This is a genomic window from Oleiagrimonas citrea (assembly GCF_012395255.1).
GTDB classification, from domain to species: domain Bacteria; phylum Pseudomonadota; class Gammaproteobacteria; order Xanthomonadales; family Rhodanobacteraceae; genus Oleiagrimonas; species Oleiagrimonas citrea.
In genome coordinates this window covers 177,714-193,900 of the sequence record NZ_JAAZQD010000003.1, presented here as the reverse complement: position 1 = coordinate 193,900, position 16,187 = coordinate 177,714, and the positions used below count along the sequence as shown (strand labels likewise).

Below are 16,187 nucleotides of genomic sequence, written 5' to 3'. Positions count from 1 at the left end.
TCATGCGAAGACGCCGGCGCGAGGGGCGCCGGCGTCGTGTTCAATGCACCGTGAAGGTGTTGTTGCCGCGATGGCCGTCGGGAATCGCGTGATCGGGATCGATGGTCGCCGACTTCACCGCCTTGTCGCCCGGCACCAGCACATCGAAGCGATGGTGCTGCAGCCACGTCGCCACCGGCACGCGCACGTCCACATGTGTGCCGTCCACGTAGGTCACGCGCAGGGTCGCCGGCATCACCAGCCGATCGAGATTGGCGACCGTCACGCTAGCGCCGTTGGCCGGCTTGCCGCCGATGTAGCGAACGCCAGTCACGGCCATGTCCAGTGACCAGTTGTGCCGGTACCAACCGTTCCAGAACCACGACAGGTCCTCGCCGGCGCCGCTGTCCATGGCGCGGAAGAAGTCCGACGGCGTCGGATGCTTGAACGCCCAGGCATGCACGAAGCGACGGAACGCGACATCGAAGCGCTCGGGACCGAGAATCTGCTCGCGCAGCAGGTTCAGACCCAGCGCCGACTTGAAGTAGGTCACCGGGTGCCGGTACTTCTCGCGGATCATGTCCGGCTTGGTCAGGATCGGCGGCGCATCGGCATCGTCCAGCACGGACTGGATCTCATCGACCGGATTGCCGCACTTGGGCGCGTACTCGGCGTCGCACTTGGGCGCGTACTTGCCGCCCTCGTAGTCCAGTGCGGCACGCATGTCGACGTAGGTGTTGAAGCCCTCATCCATCCACGCGGCGCGACGTTCGTTGAAGCCGACGATCATCGGAAACCAGAAATGTCCGACCTCGTGCGTGGTGATGCCGAACAGGGGCTTGCCGCCGAGCTTCCACCAGTCGAAGGCGATGCCCGGATACTCCATGCCGCCGACCTGCCCGGCCTCGGCGATAGCGTTCGGCCACGGGTACTCGAACCAGCGCTTGGAGAAATACTCGATGGTGTGCTTCACGAACTGCGTGGAATCCTGCCAGTGGCCCTTGCCGTGCAGGCTCTCGACCGGATACACCGACATCGCCATCGCGTGCTTGCCGCTGGGCAGGTCGATGCGCGCCGCGTCCCACACATAGGCAGCCGAGGCGCCGAAGGCCACGTCGCGGGTGTCGTGCATGCGGAAGTGCCAGGTCTTGGTGCCCTTCGGCTGCGGAGCGCGCGCAGCAGCCTCGACTTCAGCCGGCGTGCGGATCATCACCGTCTTCTCGCTGCCGCGTGCCTTGGCCAAGCGCTCGCGCTGGGCCTTGCTCAGCACCGCGTCTGGATTCACCAATTCGCCGGAACCGGCCACGATCATGTTCGCCGGCACAGTGACGCGGTAGTCGATGTCGCCGTACTCCAGGTAGAACTCATTGTTGAGGTACGGCAGCGTGTCCCAGCCGCGCAAGTCATCGTACACGGCCATGCGCGGGAACCACTGCGCGATCTCGTAGACATCGCCATTCTTGGTCGCGTACCAGTCGGTGCGACCGCCAAAGCGACTCGGCACGGTGTAGTCGTAGACGATGCGCAGGCGCAGCGTTCCGTCCTTCGGCTTCAAGCCGTGCGGCAGGTCGACGCGCATGCGCGTGTCGCTGATCTGGTAGTGCGCGTTCTCGAACGCCCCGCCCTGCGCGACTTCGACTGCCTTCAGCCGGTACCCGTCGGTGTGGCTGGCGAAATCCGGCTCCTTGCTACCGGAGAAATTGCCGCGCGCATCGGTGCGGTAGCGGTTCTGATCCAACTGCAGCCACAGCATATGCAGCGTGTCGGGACTGTGGTTGGTGTAGGTGATGATCTCGCTGGCGCTGAGCATCTTCGTCGCCGGGTCCAGCGTCGCGCGGATCGCGTAATCGGCGCGGTTCTGCCAGTAGTCCGGACCGGGAATACCGCTGGCCGAACGGTAGCGGTTCACCGGGTACTGGTAGGCGAACGGCGCGAAGGTCTGCAGCGGATTGAAACGGCCGGGATTCGGGGCGGTAGGCGTGCTCGCCGCGTGGACCGCGCCCGCGAGCAGCACGGCGCACGCCGTGAACACGGAAAGGAGGGGGAATCGTTGCATGGTTCTTGTGCCCTGGGGAAAGCAGACGGGCGCCACCGGCTCGCGGCGACGCCCTGTGGTTTTACGGTGTGGTCGCGGTGTATTCCAGTGGAATCTTCGCCTTCGGCCGCGCCACCCGGTACATCTGCCAGGCGATCTCCTTGTGCAGCCATTCGCGGTCGCCACCCTTGGCGTAGATGTCGAAATGCGTCTTGCCCGGGATGAAGTCGACGGAGGCCTTCGCGCCGAGACGATCCAGCACCGCCTTCAGCTTGTGCGCCGAGCCGTCCAGGTAGAACGTGTCGGCGGTGCCCACGTAGACGTGGATCTTGCCGTTCAGATACGGCTTCAGCTGCGACCAGTGCGCCTGGAGGCGATGGGCGATGTCGTAGTGGTCGCGCCAGTAGTCGACCACCTTCGGATTCACGTCGCCGGTCGCGCGATCGAACATCTGCTCGGGACGACCGTCCTTGCCCCTGGGCGAGAACACCCACTCGAACGAGGCCATCTGACCGCCGTAGGGACCCAGCACGCGCTCGAGCTTGGCGAACTGCTCGAACGTGGCGATCACCTTGCCCTTGTCGCGCACCAGCGGCCACGGCGAACCGTCCGGCTTGCGGTAGACGTTGGCGTGCGGGGCATACAGATCCGGGCCGGTGAAGTCATGGAAATCGCTGGGATCGGGCGAGGTCGACCAGGTACCGCCGAAGATCTTCGGATAACGCACCTGCAGCCACAGCGTGGCCCAGCCGCCCGAGGAATGCCCGGTCAGGAAACGACCGCTGGGACGCCCGTCCATGCGGTACTCCGACTCCAGCTTCGGCATCAGCTCGGTGGTCAACGCTGTGCCCCACGGACCGTTGTTGACCGAATCGGCGAACTCGTTGGTGCCGGTCGGGCCGGACTGGTCCAGGAACACCCAGATCATCGGCGGCGTCTCGCCGTCGGCCATCCGTTTCCAGGCGGACCCGGCACTGTAGGTGAGCGTGGTCAGGTTCGCGCTGAAACCGTGGGTGAAGTACACCGTCGGGTAATGCCGCTGTTTGTGCTCGGCATAGCCCGGCGGCAGCAGTACCCAGCCGCGCATGTGGATCGGACGCCCCCAGAACGCGGTCAGCGCGGGACTGACGAAATCGATCTCGCGGCTGTGCGCCTTCGCGGCATCCAGCGACGGCTGCATGCGCTTGCGCGCGGCTTCGGACGCGCGCGCCGGCAGTTTCCACGGCTGCATGCGCGCCGGCAGCACCCGGCTCAACGTCAGCGATGGGGTCGCGGCATGAACACCGCCCAGACGCACGGTCACCACCTTGCTGACCAGGTCGCCTTCGCCGCGACCGCCGTAGTTGTAGTTGTGGTTGACGTCGAGCACCGCCTGCACGGCGTACTCACCGGACGCCAGTTGCGAGAACGGCCGCGGGAAGGCCACTTCGTCGGCGTCCATCCGCACGGTGCCGCCGGGCGCGATATGCGCGACTTCCATGGCCGCGACCGCCGTCTTGGTCGGTTCGAACGGACTGGTGTCGACCGTCTCCAGCGGACCGCCGTGCGCGGCAGCCTTCGCGTCCTGCAGCGGCATGGCGAAAATCAGCAGGCGACCGGAGGTCGGCGTCTTCATGGCAGCGTCGAGCGTGACGCGAACCATCTGGGTGCGGGCCTCGGGGGCTGCGGGCTTGGCCGCGACCGGCGCCAGCAGCAGCGCGAACAGCGCCGGCACCGCAAGTGAGCGGAGAATTCGGATCATGACAGGCTCCCTGATGAACCCGCCCATTGTGGACCTGCACGCGCGCGGGTGCACACATCCGAAAGTCATGGTCCTGAACCGTCGCGAAACACCCCGCTCGTGGCGGTAGACTGAGCCTCCCCGTCACCGTACACGACCGCCATGCGCCGCCTGCTACTCGTCGCGATGCTGATTGCCGCTGCCCTGGCCTTCCATCTGTGGCAGCAGCCCGAGCACGCCCCTCGAACGACATCACCGACGCCTGTCGCGAAATCGGAGTCGTCCGCGCTCGCCCTGCCCGCTTTCCTGCCGCCCGAAGCCCGGCAAACCGTGGCGAGTATCCGGCGCGGCGGGCCGTTCCCGTATCGCCGCGACGGCGTCGTCTTCGGCAATCGCGAGCGCCTACTGCCCGACAAGCCGCGCGGCTACTACCATGAATACACCGTACCGACGCCCGGCCTGCGCACACGCGGCGCACGGCGTATCGTGACGGGCGGAGTTCCGCCCGAAATCTTCTATTACACCGACGACCACTACCGCAGTTTCCGTTCCTTCAAGGTGCAACCGTGAACACCCAAGCCGCCCGCATCGATCTCGACGACCCGGATCAGTCGGGGGTCTATCTGGTCACGGACGACGACCTGGAGCAGGTCGCACGGGCCGATCACGCGGACGACATCTGCATGCGTCGCGTGGACCTGGGTGATTGTGCCGACAAGGCCGCCCTATTCGACACGCTGGCCGTTGCGCTGGCATTTCCATCGGAGTTCGGCCGCAACTGGGACGCATTGGTCGACTCGCTGGCTGACCTGTCCTGGCTGCCCGCCCAGGGCTATGTCCTGCTGCTGGACGAAGCCCAGGCACTGCACGACGCCCACCCGCACGACTTCGACATGCTCCTGGACATCCTCGACGAAGTTGCCGCGAGCTGGGCGCAGGCGCGGATTCCCTTTTTCTGCTTCGTCGCCGTGCATGTGGACATGAGCGCGGATACGCCAACGGGTGAACATCAGCGCGAAGACTTCCACCTGCGCGGCGAATATGTCGAACTCAATCAGTTGCTGAAACTCACGGGCGTCTGCGACAGCGGCGGTGCCGGCAAGGCTCTGGTCGCCAGCGGCGCCGTGCGGGTCGACGGCGAGGTCGAGCTGCGCAAGACCTGCAAGATCCGTGCGGGTCAGCGCGTCAGCGTGGACGGTCTGGAGATTCATGTCGACGCAGACCCGCCGGATAATCACTGAGACGCGCGCCGGGGACATCGACCGGTTCACCCTTCTCGAACGACAACGCAAGAAACGAAAAATCTCATCGAGGCATTCGTTACACTGCACGAGCTTCCGCTTGTACGTCCACCCGCCGGGCAAGGAGTTCGCATATGCTGTCGATCGGTCGTGAGCAGTTGCAGTCCGTGGCCTCTCAACTGAAGCAGGCCCTGTACAACCACGAACACTGGCACAAGGACATCATCCGCACGATCGTGTGCGGTCTGAACCACGATCAGCGCGACGTGGCTCCCGACGCTCACAAGCTCTGCCGTTTCGGCCAGTGGTACTACAGCGACGTCACCGAGAATCTGCGCGAACACCAGGCCTTCACGGCCATGGAGTTCGAGCACAAGCGCATGCATCAGATTGCCGCGCACATGCTTCAGGAAGTCGACGCCGGGCATGCCATCGAAGTCACCGAATACGACAACTTCGCCAGCGCACTGGATCGATTGCGCCTGGAGCTGATGTCGATGAATCGCGAGATCGACGAGTCCCTCTACCGCACCGATACGCTCACCGGCGCCGAAAACCGTACCGGCATGCTGGCAGCGCTGCGCGAGATGCAGGCCCTGGTCTTCCGCATGTCGCAGTCGTGCACCCTCGCCATGCTGGACATCGATCATTTCAAGAACGTCAACGACACCTACGGCCATATCGTCGGCGACGATGTGCTCGCCGGCTCCGTCCGCGTGATCCGCGACATCCTGCGTCCGTACGACCGTATCTTCCGGTTCGGCGGCGAGGAATTCCTGATCGTACTGCCTTACACCAACATCGAAGCGGGGTGGGACATCACGGAACGCCTGCGCAGGAAACTGGCCGATTCCGTGCTGACCACCGTGAATGGCGCCGACGTCAAAGTGACCGTATCCATTGGCCTGGCGGAACTGGACGCCTCGCTCAACGTCGAATTGAGCATCGACCGGGCCGACCATGCGATGTTCGCCGCCAAGAATGGCGGGCGCAATCGCACCTGCAAATGGGAGGCGTCCATGGATCTCGAGGCGGAAATCCCGAAACACCCCGTCGAGAAGTAATGGACGGCGTGCATCCGGCCGGCGAGGAAGAAGCTCTCTCGCCGGCCGGATGCGCAGATACCGCGAATCAGCGTGCGCCGTTCGGGCGTCCCAGGCGGCTCACCCACATGTACAGGGCCGCCAGTACGGCAATAAAGGCGGCTCCGCCGACCCACACCGAAGCGTGCTCGAAGCCATCGCCGACCAGCGCCAGCGGATGCTCGTTGCCGGAGAACACGACGATGGCGGCAATGATCACGCCGATGATGCTCTCACCCACGATCAGACCGGAAGACATCAGCACGCCCAACTGACGCGTCGCAGCCGGTTTCGGCGCACGTGCGGCGCGACGGTCGAAGTACCAGCCGACGAAGGCGCCGACCACGATCATCAGGGTGATCTCCGACGGCAGGTAGATACCCAGACCGACCGCCAGCGGCGGCAGCCGCATGGAAGTGCCGCGCAGGCCCAGCAGTTCGTCGATGACGATGATGACCGCGCCGATGCCGGCGCCGGTCCAGATCAGGCTCCACTCGATGTTGTGCTGCAACACGCCCTGGGCCAGCGCCGAGATCAGGCCCGCCTGCGGCGCCGCGAGGGCGTCCTTGGTGGCGTTCGCCGCGCCGACGAAGCCATAAGCCTGGTTGAGCATGTTCATCACGAACGGAATGATCAGCGCACCGGCGATGACGCCGATCACCAGCGCCACCTGCTGCTTCCACGGCGTGGCGTCGACCAGCTGGCCGGTCTTCAGATCCTGCAGGTTGTCGTTGGCGATGGTCGCGCCGGCGAACACCACCGACGAAGCGAACAGCGCGAACGCCACCAGCGCCTTGCCCGCTTCCGGCGGCAGGCTCGACTGCACGCCCAGCGCCAGCAGCACCGAGGCGATCACGATGACCAAGATGCCGATCCCCGACAGCGGGCTGTTGGAGGAACCGACCAGGCCGGCCATGTAGCCGCACACCGACGCCACGAAAAAGCTCATCAGCGCGATGAACACTACGCCGCCGATGACCAGCAGCCACATCTGCGAGCCCAGCCCGGCGCCGACGCTGAAATCACCCAGCAGCCAGGCGATCGGCAGCATGCATACCAGCGTGACCACGGCCACGATGCCGATCGGCAGGTCGTGTTCGGTGCGCGGCAGGCTGGCGCCCTGACCGCTCTTGCGCAACTTGGTCGAGCGCATGGCGTCGGTCAGGCCCGTATAGACCGGTTTGACCAGCTTCAGCAGCGTCCACACGGCGGCCGCGGCGATGGTGCCCGCGCCCAGGAACCGCACCTTCTGGCCGAAGGCTGCACCTGCGACTTCGGCGGCCGTGCCCGTGGCGTGCGCCAGCAGGGTGTAGTGAGGCACCGCCCAGCCCCAGGCGATCAGGGTGCCCAGCAGCATCGACACGCCAACCCACAAGCCGACCAGATGACCGACGGCCAGCAGCGCGAAGGACAGACTGAAATCGAAGCCGGTCGCCGCGCCGCGGTCGCCGACATGGAAATACGCGCTGACATCCTTGGCGAAGATGCGCGTGGCCTCGACCACGGCGAAGCCCGCCGAGACCAGCGCTCCCACTACCACGGCACGGAAGCCCGAGCGGGCGACTTCGGCCGCGTCCGCATCGGCGTCGGCGCTGCGGTGGCTGTCGCCGACCTTGAGCACTTCGGCGCAGGCCACGCCTTCTGGATACGGCAGATCGGAATTGGTCACCAGTGCGCGACGCAGCGGAATCGAGTACATCACGCCGAGAATGCCGCCCAGTCCGCAGATCGCCGCGGTCTCCCAGTATGGGAAACCGGCCCACCAGCCGACGATGACCATGCCCGGCAGCACGAAGATGATCGCCGAGAGGCAGCCCGCCGCCGAGGCGATGGTCTGCACGATGTTGTTTTCCTGGATGGTGGCGTCGCTGACCTTGCGCAGCACGGCCATCGAGATCACCGCAGCAGGAATCGAGGTGGCAAAGGTCAGGCCCGCCTCGAGACCGAAATACACATTGGCCGCGGTGAACACCAGCGTGATCAGCACGCCGATGATCACGCCGCGGAGGGTCAGTTCGGATTGCGGCGTCATGGCGCCATGGCCGGTGGTGTTCACGTACGATCTCCCCGTGCGGATACAGCGCCAGATCGTTCCATGGATGCATGCGAAGCCGCAAGCCGGAACACGCGTCCCGGCGTGCTACATCGTTGAAATGCGACGGCTCAGGAAGATGAGCTCGGTGGCACCAGGGACAGTCGCGCTACGCCAGGCTTTGCTTCCTGGCGTAGCAGCTCGCCAAGATTCTTGGCCTCGATCGGACGCGAATACAGATAGCCCTGCCCTTCCTCGCAACCGACTCCTCGCAGGAACTCGTGTTGTGCCTCGGTCTCGACACCCTCGGCAATGACGGCCAGTCCAAGACTGCGGGCCATGGCCACCATCGCCTGCACGATGCTGGCGTCCTCCGCGCTTTCCGGCAAGCCGTCGACGAAAGAACGATCGACCTTCAGGTATGCCACGGCGGGCAACTTCAGGTACGCCAGCGATGAATAGCCGGTGCCGAAATCGTCGATGGCGATGGCCACGCCGAGTTCGTGCAGCGAACTCATGGTCTGCCGCGTGGCGTCGCCCAGCTGCAGGATCGTGCTCTCGGTGATCTCCAGCATGATCTGGTGCGCCTCGATGCCGTTGCGCTCGATAGTGCTGGTCAGTTGCTGCACGAAATCGGGATGCGAGAACCAGCCTGCGGAGATGTTGACCGCCACTCGAGGGATCTTCACGCCCTCGCTGTTCCATTGCGAAACCTGCCGGCAGACGCGATCGAGTACCCATTCGTCGATGTGCCGGATCAGTCCCAGCGTCTCGGCCATCGGTACGAACTCGCTGGGCATGATGTAACCGCGTTCTGGGTGATGCCAGCGCAGCAGGGCCTCGGCGCCAAGCAGTTCGTTGTTCTCGAACGCGATGCTGGGTTGATACAGCAACTGGAACTGATTCTCTTCCAGTGCACGCCGCAGATCGGTGAGCAGCAGCAGACGACGGTTCGCGTCTGCGCGCATGCGCGGCGTATAGAACCGATAAGTATTGCGCTCTTCCTGCTTGGCGCTGTACATCGCCGCATCGGCATTGGTCAGCAGCGTCGTGGCGTCATAACCGTCCAGCGGGAAGGAAGCGATACCGATGCTGGCGCTGAGGACGATGTCGTAGCCATCCACGACCATCGGCTGCGACAGGGTCTCGATGAGCTGGCGCGCGAACCAGCTGACGTCCTCGCGCGCCTTCAGCTGACCGACCAGTACCGTGAACTCATCGCCACCGATGCGCCCCGCCACAGCGCTCGCGGGCAAGTGGCGGTGAATGCGCTCCGCAACCACGGTCAGCAGCTTGTCGCCAATGGCATGGCTGTAGCTGTCGTTGACCAGCTTGAAGTTGTCCAGATCGATGAAGATCACCGCCACGGCCTGGTGATTGCGCTCGGCGACCAGCAGCATCTCGGCGATGCGGCGCTCGAATTCCGTGCGGTTGACCAGGCCCGTCAGCGCATCGTGCGTGGCCAGATACTGCAGATGCCGCTGCCCCGCCTTGCTGTCGGTGATGTCCGTGCACACGGCGACGTAGTGCTCGATTTCGCCCTCGACATTGCGTATCACGCTGATGCTGAGCATCTCGGGATACACGCTGCCATCGCGTCGGCGGCACTGCACTTCACCGCTCCAGTGACCGTCCTCGGCCACGGCAACCCACACGGTCGGCGGCAACGGCTGCCCGTCCGGCATGCGCCGCGACTCGTCGAAGCGCTTGCCCTCGACCTCCTTCACCCGGTACCCGGTCAATCGCTGGTGTGCGGCATTGACCGTGAGGATGCGGCGCATGGCGTCGGTGATGATCACGCCCTCGGCGACACTGGCCATGGCTTCGGAGGCGATGCGGCGCTCACGCGCCATGTCGAGACGCTCGCTGATGTCGCGCACGATCGCCTGGCGCACCTTCAGATGCCCCCAGTTGACGACGTTGCTGGACATCTCCACCGGCCGCAAACCGCCCTTGACGTGCTTGAGTTCACTGACGTGACGGTCGCGCTTGTGCCTGGCCCCGTTATCCTCGAACAACTCCAGGAACGGCTGACCGCGCAGTTGCTCTTCGCTGCGCCCAGTCCACACCGAAGCCATGCGGTTGGCCTGCAGTATCTCGCCGCTGACATCCTCGATCATGAACATGGCGTCGGCCGCGCTATCGAACAGTAGGCGGTAGCGCTCTTCGGTGCCACGAATACCGCTCAGGATGCGCCGCGCCAGCCACAGCCACACCAGCACCGCCAGCACACCGGTCACGGCGAGAATGCCGAACAGGATGCGCGATATCCATGCCGCGCCGCGCGCCATCATCAACGAGAACTCGTTGGTTCGCGGCTCGATGTAGGTATTGAGCTCGGCGATGATCCTGCGCTGCTGCTGGATGAAGGCTCTGCTGGCTTCGCCCTTCGCGTACGCACGCTGCAGGCGATCGGCAATCTCCTGAAACTCGTCCACGCGCGTGTCCGTGGAACGCCAGGCCGCCAGCGAATCGCGCACGTACGGCGCATCGGTCAGATACCGCATGATGAACAGGATGACCGGAATCGCATCCGGCATCGCGTTGTCCTCGCGGAGAATATTGGCGACCTTGTCGTAGTCGTAGTGCTTGTGCCGAACCTCTTCTCGCGCGAAGCGATAGTGGATCAGCACCGAATAATGCTGCTGGAAGCGCTGCAACTCGGCGGGATCACCGCTCGCGGCATAGGCATCCAGATCGATCACCGACTGTTTCTGGGCCTTGGACCAGATGCTCTCGCCGTTGAGAAAACCGGCGAGAGCAACCTGGAACTTCAGGGCCCCCCAGGCAAGCGCCAGGAGAAGCCCCACCATAACGGCCAGTCCCCATGCCAGGGGCATGAGTCGCCGTATGAGCGGTTGTTGCAAGCTGGCCCGAGCGATTCGCATCGCAGTCCCTGTCTCCCAGCAACGTCCACAGCATACGACGACCGGCCTGTCGTGTCTGCCGATTTACGCCGCAGCCTCGTTTGTCGCCTGCGTCGCCCGGCTCGGCTCGACGCAGATGTCAGCGAGCACCCGCATACTGACATAACTACGACGCACACATTCCGCGATGTGCTCGACCTCGTCAACCGATGGATTGGTTCCCATCAGCGTACAGACGATTTCAAGCGCCTCCCAGGGATGCGTGTCGTCGTAGGCGGCATGCAGCTGCAACCAGCGCAGACTGCGCGTCCGCGAGGCTTCCGGGAAGCTCTCGCGGTACGACTCGCTGTCGTAGAGAATCTGCGACCATTCGCCGGTCGCCCCCTCCACAGCGTAGTTCGTCGCCGCGATGCCGGCCTGCAGCGTGTCCTTGCTGGCCACTTCCTCGCACCAGCGGGCCAGCACATCGGCCCCACGCGGAATACGCCCGTTGAGGACCTCATCGCGTGCCACACCGGCACCTTCGGCCCAATGCAGCCAGTACTCGGCATGGTTCTGCTCGACGCGGATATTCCGCACCAGCCAGCGACGCGCGAGATTGTCGCCCGCGCTGCGGCCGAACTGCGTCTTCAGCAGACTCATCGACATGTAGCCCGGGAACCGCTCGATGACCGGCCAGATGCCGACCATGAAGTTCCGGGTCGACGTCGACGCCATCGTGTGATCCCGCATCAGGTCCCACAGTTCGTGCTCGACTACACTGCGCTTGGCGTCCTCGCAGGTCGCCACCATGTCCTGTGTCCATTGCGGATAGCTGCTCAGTTCCGTCAACGACCCTTTGCGTTCGAATTGCGTGCTCATGATCATTCTCTCCATTGGATGAGTAGAACCGCCCCCTGCGCATTCCTGCGCGCGCCGGCAGCGGGTACGTCCCGGCGTCGGCGACACCGTGAGACGCGTGTGCCGGCCCTTGTCGAGCAAGGATTCCGGCACATTTCCAGCCTACTCGTCACGGTCCCTTTGCGCGCATCCGAACATGTTGAAATTCTGATAAAAATTACGCATGAGCGCTGAACGCCGCAGCGCCGCTCACGCGCGTGCCCCTCGCCATCGCCCCGAGGTTCTGTAAGTTCGCTCGCTCATCACGGGTCTGCTGCAGTACAGCCGCACACCAAGTCACGCCATGATTGCCATCCCGCGCCCTCGCCTCGTCCACCGACTGTTCTGCGTCACACTGGCAGCCGCACTCGCCGCGTGCGCACCTTCCACGCCAGCGCGCAACACGTCTTCTGCTATCCCGCCTCCACACATCGATACAACGACTTCGGCACATGAAGCGTCGCGCACCGCCGTCTTCGCCGGCGGATGCTTCTGGGGCATGCAGTGGGTGTTCGAACACGTCCGAGGCGTGCAGCGCGTCGAAGCCGGCTATGCGGGCGGACAGGCGTCGACGGCCCGCTACGGCATCGTCAGCAGCGGGAACACTCGACACGCCGAATCGGTCCGCGTGCGCTACGACCCTGCACAGATCAGCTACGGACAGTTGCTGCGGGTGTACTTCTCGGTGGCCACCGACCCGACCCAACGCAATCGCCAGGGACCGGACGTGGGCACCCAGTACCGCGGCGTGCTCTTCACCGCCGACGCAGAGCAGGAACGCATCGCACGGGCGTACGTCGAGCAGCTCAGTACGGCCGGCGTCTTCAACCGCCCCATCGTCACCCGCATCCAGTCGTTGAAAGGGTTCTATCCGGCCGAGGCGTATCACCAGGACTACGCGCGGCAGCATCCGCGATCGCTCTACATCGTGGTCAACGACGCGCCCAAGATCACGCAACTGCGGCAGCAGCTTCCCGCGCTGTACCGAGCCACGCCCGTGACGTACACGCCCTGAAAAAAAAGCGGCCTCCGTCTTCAGGGAACGGAGGCCGCGAAACGCCGTGGGAAACGGATCAGCCGTTCGCAATCGCCTGCAGCTGACTGTAGGCGCCGTTGAACTTGTCCTGATCGCCGGGGAAGGTTCCCGAATCGGCGTACTGCCAGAAGGTGTAGTAGGTCCATGCATACGGCAGCGTGCCGACGCTGGACGAATAGCGCGCCACCCACAGCGGGCTGTTGGCGGCGAAGTTACCGGCCGTACCCACGCACTGTGACCACCAGCTGGTGCTGGTGTAGATCACTGGCCAGCGCCCGGTGCGGGCGTGGTATTCGCTGCTGAACGAGGCAATCCAGCTGGCCATCCCGCTCTGGCTCTTGCCGTAGCAAGTCGAGCCGTACGGGTTGTATTCCAGATCGACCGCGCCCGGCAGGGTCTTGCCGTCGCCGGACCAGCCGCCGCCATGATTGACGAAATAATCCGCCTGCGTGGCGCCGCTGGTCGTGTCCGGACGCGCGAAGTGGTACGAACCGCGGATCATGCCGACGTTGTAGGAGCCGTTGTACTGCTGGGCGAAATAGGGGTTGGTGTAGTACGTGCCCTCGGTCGCCTTGACGTAGGCAAAGCGCGCGCCATTGTTGTACGCGGTGCTCCAGGCCACATTGCCCTGATAGCCGCTCACGTCCATGCCGGCGACGGAGCCGGTGGCCGCGGCATACAGGTAGCCATTGACCTGCATCTGATGCGAGGTGCCTTCGTGCAGGCGAATCTGCGACCCCATGGTATGGGACTCGGCGGCGATGCGCGCCGCGAGCTTCAGCGGGATCGACGGGTTCATCTGCGCGAGCTGCTGATCGCTGACGCCCTGGGGCGGCTGCGCCGCGTTTGATTCCGACGCGGCCTGCACGCCGGCAACTGCGGTGACACCAACGACGGCCAGGGCGGCCGCGAGCAAGCGCTTGTGCATGAGTACGGACATCGTGTTCTCCTCATGGTGATATGGAGTTTTAACTCCGGCATGAGAAACACATGTGCGGCTTCCCTGCCGGTCGGTTTGCCTCTCGTAATCAGGCATATCCCCCGATGCAAGCCCATCCGGTGGCTCGCGTTCACGCCATCGATTCCATGTCATCTGCGGACGGATCGGAAACCGACGGCGGCCGGTCGCGATCACGACCGACACACTCATCATGCACGCTCATCACGACGAAGGTGTGACACGAATCACGCGCGCTCCGTTCTTGCAGGATTCGTGCATGCCAGCATCGAAGGGCGAATCCCAACATGAACGAAGCGCAACCCCTACCTCCCGTTGGGTCAACGGGCCTCGAGACGCCGCCGTTCATGTAGACAAGGGCATGATTCGTACTGCGGACATGCGTCGCGACGGAATGCGCACCGCTTCCCCACGAGGGAAACCGGTCCCGCCCGTGCCGTGTCCCGACGACACGGCGTCTGATCCACCTCGCAGGAGAAACGCCATGAGACGTCACGCCTGGCTTTTCGCGTTCACGCTCCTTCTGGCCCTTCCCGCCGCCGCGCAGGCCACCCGCGCCTATGCCGATGTCACCATCAACATGCGCGCCGGACCGGATATCGGCTATCCGATTGTCGATCTGGTCCGGGCCGGCACGCCTCTGTATGTCCAGGGATGCACCGCCGACTGGGCCTGGTGCGATGTCATCGCCTACGGTCATCGCGGCTGGGTCGCGGGCGACTTCATCCGCTATCCGTATCACCGGCGCTGGGTGTCCATCTACGGCTACGGCGCAGTGATCGGCATTCCGGTGATCCGCTTCGTCATCGGCGACTATTGGCATCGCCATTACCGTCATCACCGGTTCTATCACCAGCGCAACTACTGGTATCGCTACCGTCCGCGCCACTATGCGCCGCCACGCCGCCATCATCGCGCGCCGCCGCGCATCGTGCATCGCGACCGCTACTATCGCGTACCGCAGCGTCGCCATGACACGCGACGCCACGAGAGTCCGCGCATCGAGCGCCGTCATATCGAGCACCGTCGTATCGAGCACCGCCGCATCCAGCGGCAGCACACGCCATCGCGCCGTCTCGCGCCCACTGTGCTGCATCGTGGCTCGAACCAGTACTCGGGCTCACGCTCGCATCAACGTTCCAAGTCGCACCGTGCACAAAGGCAGGCATCCACTCGACACAACGGATCGGCGCGCCGCGACAACCGCCATCACGGAAGACGCGATCGCGATCATGATCGACGCTGAAACACACGCGGAAGATATGAAAAAGGGCGGGGAATCCCCTCGCCCTTTTCGTTCGCGTGGTGCGTGAAGACGTTCAGTCCAGGCGCGCCGTCGGAAACGGATTCCGTTCCGTGAACTGCGCCTGGTGCCAATACGGATAGGTCTTGGCCGGCTCGCTCGCCGCATCCAGCTTCGCAACCTGTTCCGGCGTCAGGTTCCATCCAGCGGCGTCAAGGTTCTGCCGCAACTGTTCCTCGTTGCGCGCGCCGACAATCACCGTGGACACGGTGGGACGCTGCAACAGCCAGTTCAGGGCAACCTGCGGCACGCTCTTGCCGGTTTCCTCGGCGACGGCGTCCAGCGCGTCGACGACCGTGTAGAGGTATTCGTCCTCGACCTGTGGCCCGGCACCAGACGTCTTGTGCAGCCGACTGGTCTCCGGCAGCGGCTGGCCGCGACGTATCTTGCCGGTGAGGCGTCCCCAGCCCAGCGGACTCCAGACCACCGCACCGACGCCCTGGTCCTGCGCCAACGGCATCAGTTCCCACTCGTAATCGCGGCCGATCAGCGAGTAGTAGGCCTGATGCGCAACATAGCGCGACAGATTATGGCGCTCGGACACCGCCAGCGACTTCATCAGATGCCAGCCGGAGAAGTTGGAGCAACCGATGTAGCGGATCTTGCCCGCGCGCACCAGATCGTCCAGCGTGGTCAGCGTCTCCTCGACCGGCGTCATGGCGTCGAAGCCGTGCAGCTGGAACAGGTCGATGCGATCGGTCTGCAGGCGCTTCAGCGCCTTGTCGACGGCGTCGATCAGATGGAAGCGCGACGAGCCGACGTCGTTGGGGCCGTCGCCGCTGCGGAACGTGGCCTTGGTCGAGATCAGCACCTCGTCGCGGCGGCCCTTGAGCGCCTCGCCGAGCACTTCCTCCGAGCGGCCGGCGGAATAGATGTCGGCGCTGTCGAACATGTTCACGCCGGCTTCGAGGCAGATGTCGATCAGGCGCCGCGCCTCGTCGACTTCGGTACGACCCCAGGCCTCGAAGAATTCGCCCTTGCCGCCGAACGTGCCGGTGCCGAAGCTGAGAACGGGAACGCGCAGGCCGGAACGGCCTAGCTGTCTGTATTCCATG

12 protein-coding genes and 1 pseudogene are annotated in these 16,187 nt (G+C 64.5%); 6 read left to right on the top strand and 7 right to left on the bottom strand.

Annotation, left to right across the window (positions count from 1 at the left end; translation table 11 throughout):
* Positions 1–40: 40 nt before the first annotated feature.
* A complete protein-coding gene (locus HF690_RS07965) occupies positions 41–2,035 on the bottom strand; it encodes a M1 family metallopeptidase (RefSeq protein WP_168609077.1) in 1,995 nt (664 codons plus the stop codon).
* A 61-nt stretch (positions 2,036–2,096) separates the two neighbouring features.
* Positions 2,097–3,656, bottom strand: a complete 1,560-nt coding sequence (locus HF690_RS07960) for an alpha/beta hydrolase (RefSeq protein ID WP_240151705.1) — start codon at positions 3,654–3,656, stop codon at positions 2,097–2,099.
* A gap of 240 nt (positions 3,657–3,896) precedes the next feature.
* Between HF690_RS07960 and HF690_RS07955 the strand changes: the two genes are divergently transcribed.
* The 4 genes and pseudogenes from HF690_RS07955 to HF690_RS07940 all read left to right on the top strand — a co-directional run bounded on the left by HF690_RS07955 (position 3,897) and on the right by HF690_RS07940 (position 6,039).
* Complete coding sequence (locus HF690_RS07955; RefSeq protein WP_113063354.1) at positions 3,897–4,304, top strand: guanyl-specific ribonuclease; 408 nt, start codon at positions 3,897–3,899, stop codon at positions 4,302–4,304.
* A pseudogene (locus HF690_RS15115) lies at positions 4,301–4,702 on the top strand (barstar family protein); the annotation flags it as partial. The gene HF690_RS07955 and the pseudogene HF690_RS15115, both read left to right, overlap by 4 nt.
* 12 nt (positions 4,703–4,714) lie before the next feature.
* Positions 4,715–4,975 (top strand): RNA-binding S4 domain-containing protein, encoded by a 261-nt coding sequence (locus HF690_RS07945; RefSeq protein ID WP_113063960.1) that lies wholly within the window; start codon positions 4,715–4,717, stop codon positions 4,973–4,975.
* Positions 4,976–5,109: 134 nt separating this feature from the next.
* Entirely contained in the window at positions 5,110–6,039 is a 930-nt protein-coding gene (locus HF690_RS07940) for a diguanylate cyclase (protein WP_168609075.1), read from the top strand.
* A gap of 67 nt (positions 6,040–6,106) precedes the next feature.
* Here the strand turns inward: HF690_RS07940 and HF690_RS07935 are convergent, their stop codons facing one another.
* From HF690_RS07935 to HF690_RS07925, 3 genes are all read right to left on the bottom strand, one after another.
* Positions 6,107–8,089, bottom strand: coding sequence for an OPT family oligopeptide transporter (locus tag HF690_RS07935; protein WP_113063961.1), 1,983 nt, complete (start codon positions 8,087–8,089; stop codon positions 6,107–6,109).
* A gap of 131 nt (positions 8,090–8,220) precedes the next feature.
* Complete coding sequence (locus HF690_RS07930) at positions 8,221–10,902, bottom strand: putative bifunctional diguanylate cyclase/phosphodiesterase (protein ID WP_240151683.1); 2,682 nt, start codon at positions 10,900–10,902, stop codon at positions 8,221–8,223.
* Between the two features lie 138 nt (positions 10,903–11,040).
* Positions 11,041–11,817 carry an iron-containing redox enzyme family protein gene (locus HF690_RS07925; protein WP_168609073.1) on the bottom strand — a complete coding sequence of 259 codons (777 nt, stop codon included), beginning with the start codon at positions 11,815–11,817 and terminating at the stop codon, positions 11,041–11,043.
* A gap of 322 nt (positions 11,818–12,139) precedes the next feature.
* On the opposite strand from HF690_RS07925, the gene msrA reads away from it, so the two are divergent.
* Positions 12,140–12,850: a peptide-methionine (S)-S-oxide reductase MsrA gene (gene msrA, locus HF690_RS07920; protein WP_168609072.1), complete on the top strand. Its 711-nt coding sequence runs from the start codon at positions 12,140–12,142 to the stop codon at positions 12,848–12,850.
* 58 nt (positions 12,851–12,908) lie between these two features.
* Here msrA and HF690_RS07915 read toward each other — a convergent pair whose 3' ends face one another.
* A complete protein-coding gene (locus tag HF690_RS07915) occupies positions 12,909–13,811 on the bottom strand; it encodes a lysozyme (RefSeq protein ID WP_240151681.1) in 903 nt (300 codons plus the stop codon).
* A gap of 502 nt (positions 13,812–14,313) precedes the next feature.
* Between HF690_RS07915 and HF690_RS07910 the strand changes: the two genes are divergently transcribed.
* Positions 14,314–15,075 (top strand): SH3 domain-containing protein, encoded by a 762-nt coding sequence (locus HF690_RS07910; RefSeq protein ID WP_168609071.1) that lies wholly within the window; start codon positions 14,314–14,316, stop codon positions 15,073–15,075.
* A 73-nt stretch (positions 15,076–15,148) separates the two neighbouring features.
* On the opposite strand, the gene HF690_RS07905 is transcribed toward HF690_RS07910, so the two are convergent.
* Entirely contained in the window at positions 15,149–16,186 is a 1,038-nt protein-coding gene (locus tag HF690_RS07905; protein WP_168609070.1) for an aldo/keto reductase, read from the bottom strand.
* Position 16,187: the final 1 nt, after the last annotated feature.

What these genes read in the sequence shown, in the direction of transcription:
- HF690_RS07915 (WP_240151681.1), bottom strand. Translation starts at nt 13,811, where the DNA reads ATGTCCGTACTCATGCACAAGCGCTTGCTCGCGGCCGCCCTGGCCGTC.
- HF690_RS07960 (WP_240151705.1), bottom strand. Translation starts at nt 3,656, where the DNA reads ATGGTTCGCGTCACGCTCGACGCTGCCATGAAGACGCCGACCTCCGGT.
- HF690_RS07905 (WP_168609070.1), bottom strand. Translation starts at nt 16,186, where the DNA reads ATGGAATACAGACAGCTAGGCCGTTCCGGCCTGCGCGTTCCCGTTCTC.
- HF690_RS07910 (WP_168609071.1), top strand. Translation starts at nt 14,314, where the DNA reads ATGAGACGTCACGCCTGGCTTTTCGCGTTCACGCTCCTTCTGGCCCTT.
- HF690_RS07925 (WP_168609073.1), bottom strand. Translation starts at nt 11,817, where the DNA reads ATGAGCACGCAATTCGAACGCAAAGGGTCGTTGACGGAACTGAGCAGC.
- msrA (WP_168609072.1), top strand. Translation starts at nt 12,140, where the DNA reads ATGATTGCCATCCCGCGCCCTCGCCTCGTCCACCGACTGTTCTGCGTC.
- HF690_RS07930 (WP_240151683.1), bottom strand. Translation starts at nt 10,902, where the DNA reads ATGGTGGGGCTTCTCCTGGCGCTTGCCTGGGGGGCCCTGAAGTTCCAG.
- HF690_RS07945 (WP_113063960.1), top strand. Translation starts at nt 4,715, where the DNA reads ATGAGCGCGGATACGCCAACGGGTGAACATCAGCGCGAAGACTTCCAC.
- HF690_RS07965 (WP_168609077.1), bottom strand. Translation starts at nt 2,035, where the DNA reads ATGCAACGATTCCCCCTCCTTTCCGTGTTCACGGCGTGCGCCGTGCTG.
- HF690_RS07955 (WP_113063354.1), top strand. Translation starts at nt 3,897, where the DNA reads ATGCGCCGCCTGCTACTCGTCGCGATGCTGATTGCCGCTGCCCTGGCC.
- HF690_RS07940 (WP_168609075.1), top strand. Translation starts at nt 5,110, where the DNA reads ATGCTGTCGATCGGTCGTGAGCAGTTGCAGTCCGTGGCCTCTCAACTG.
- HF690_RS07935 (WP_113063961.1), bottom strand. Translation starts at nt 8,089, where the DNA reads ATGACGCCGCAATCCGAACTGACCCTCCGCGGCGTGATCATCGGCGTG.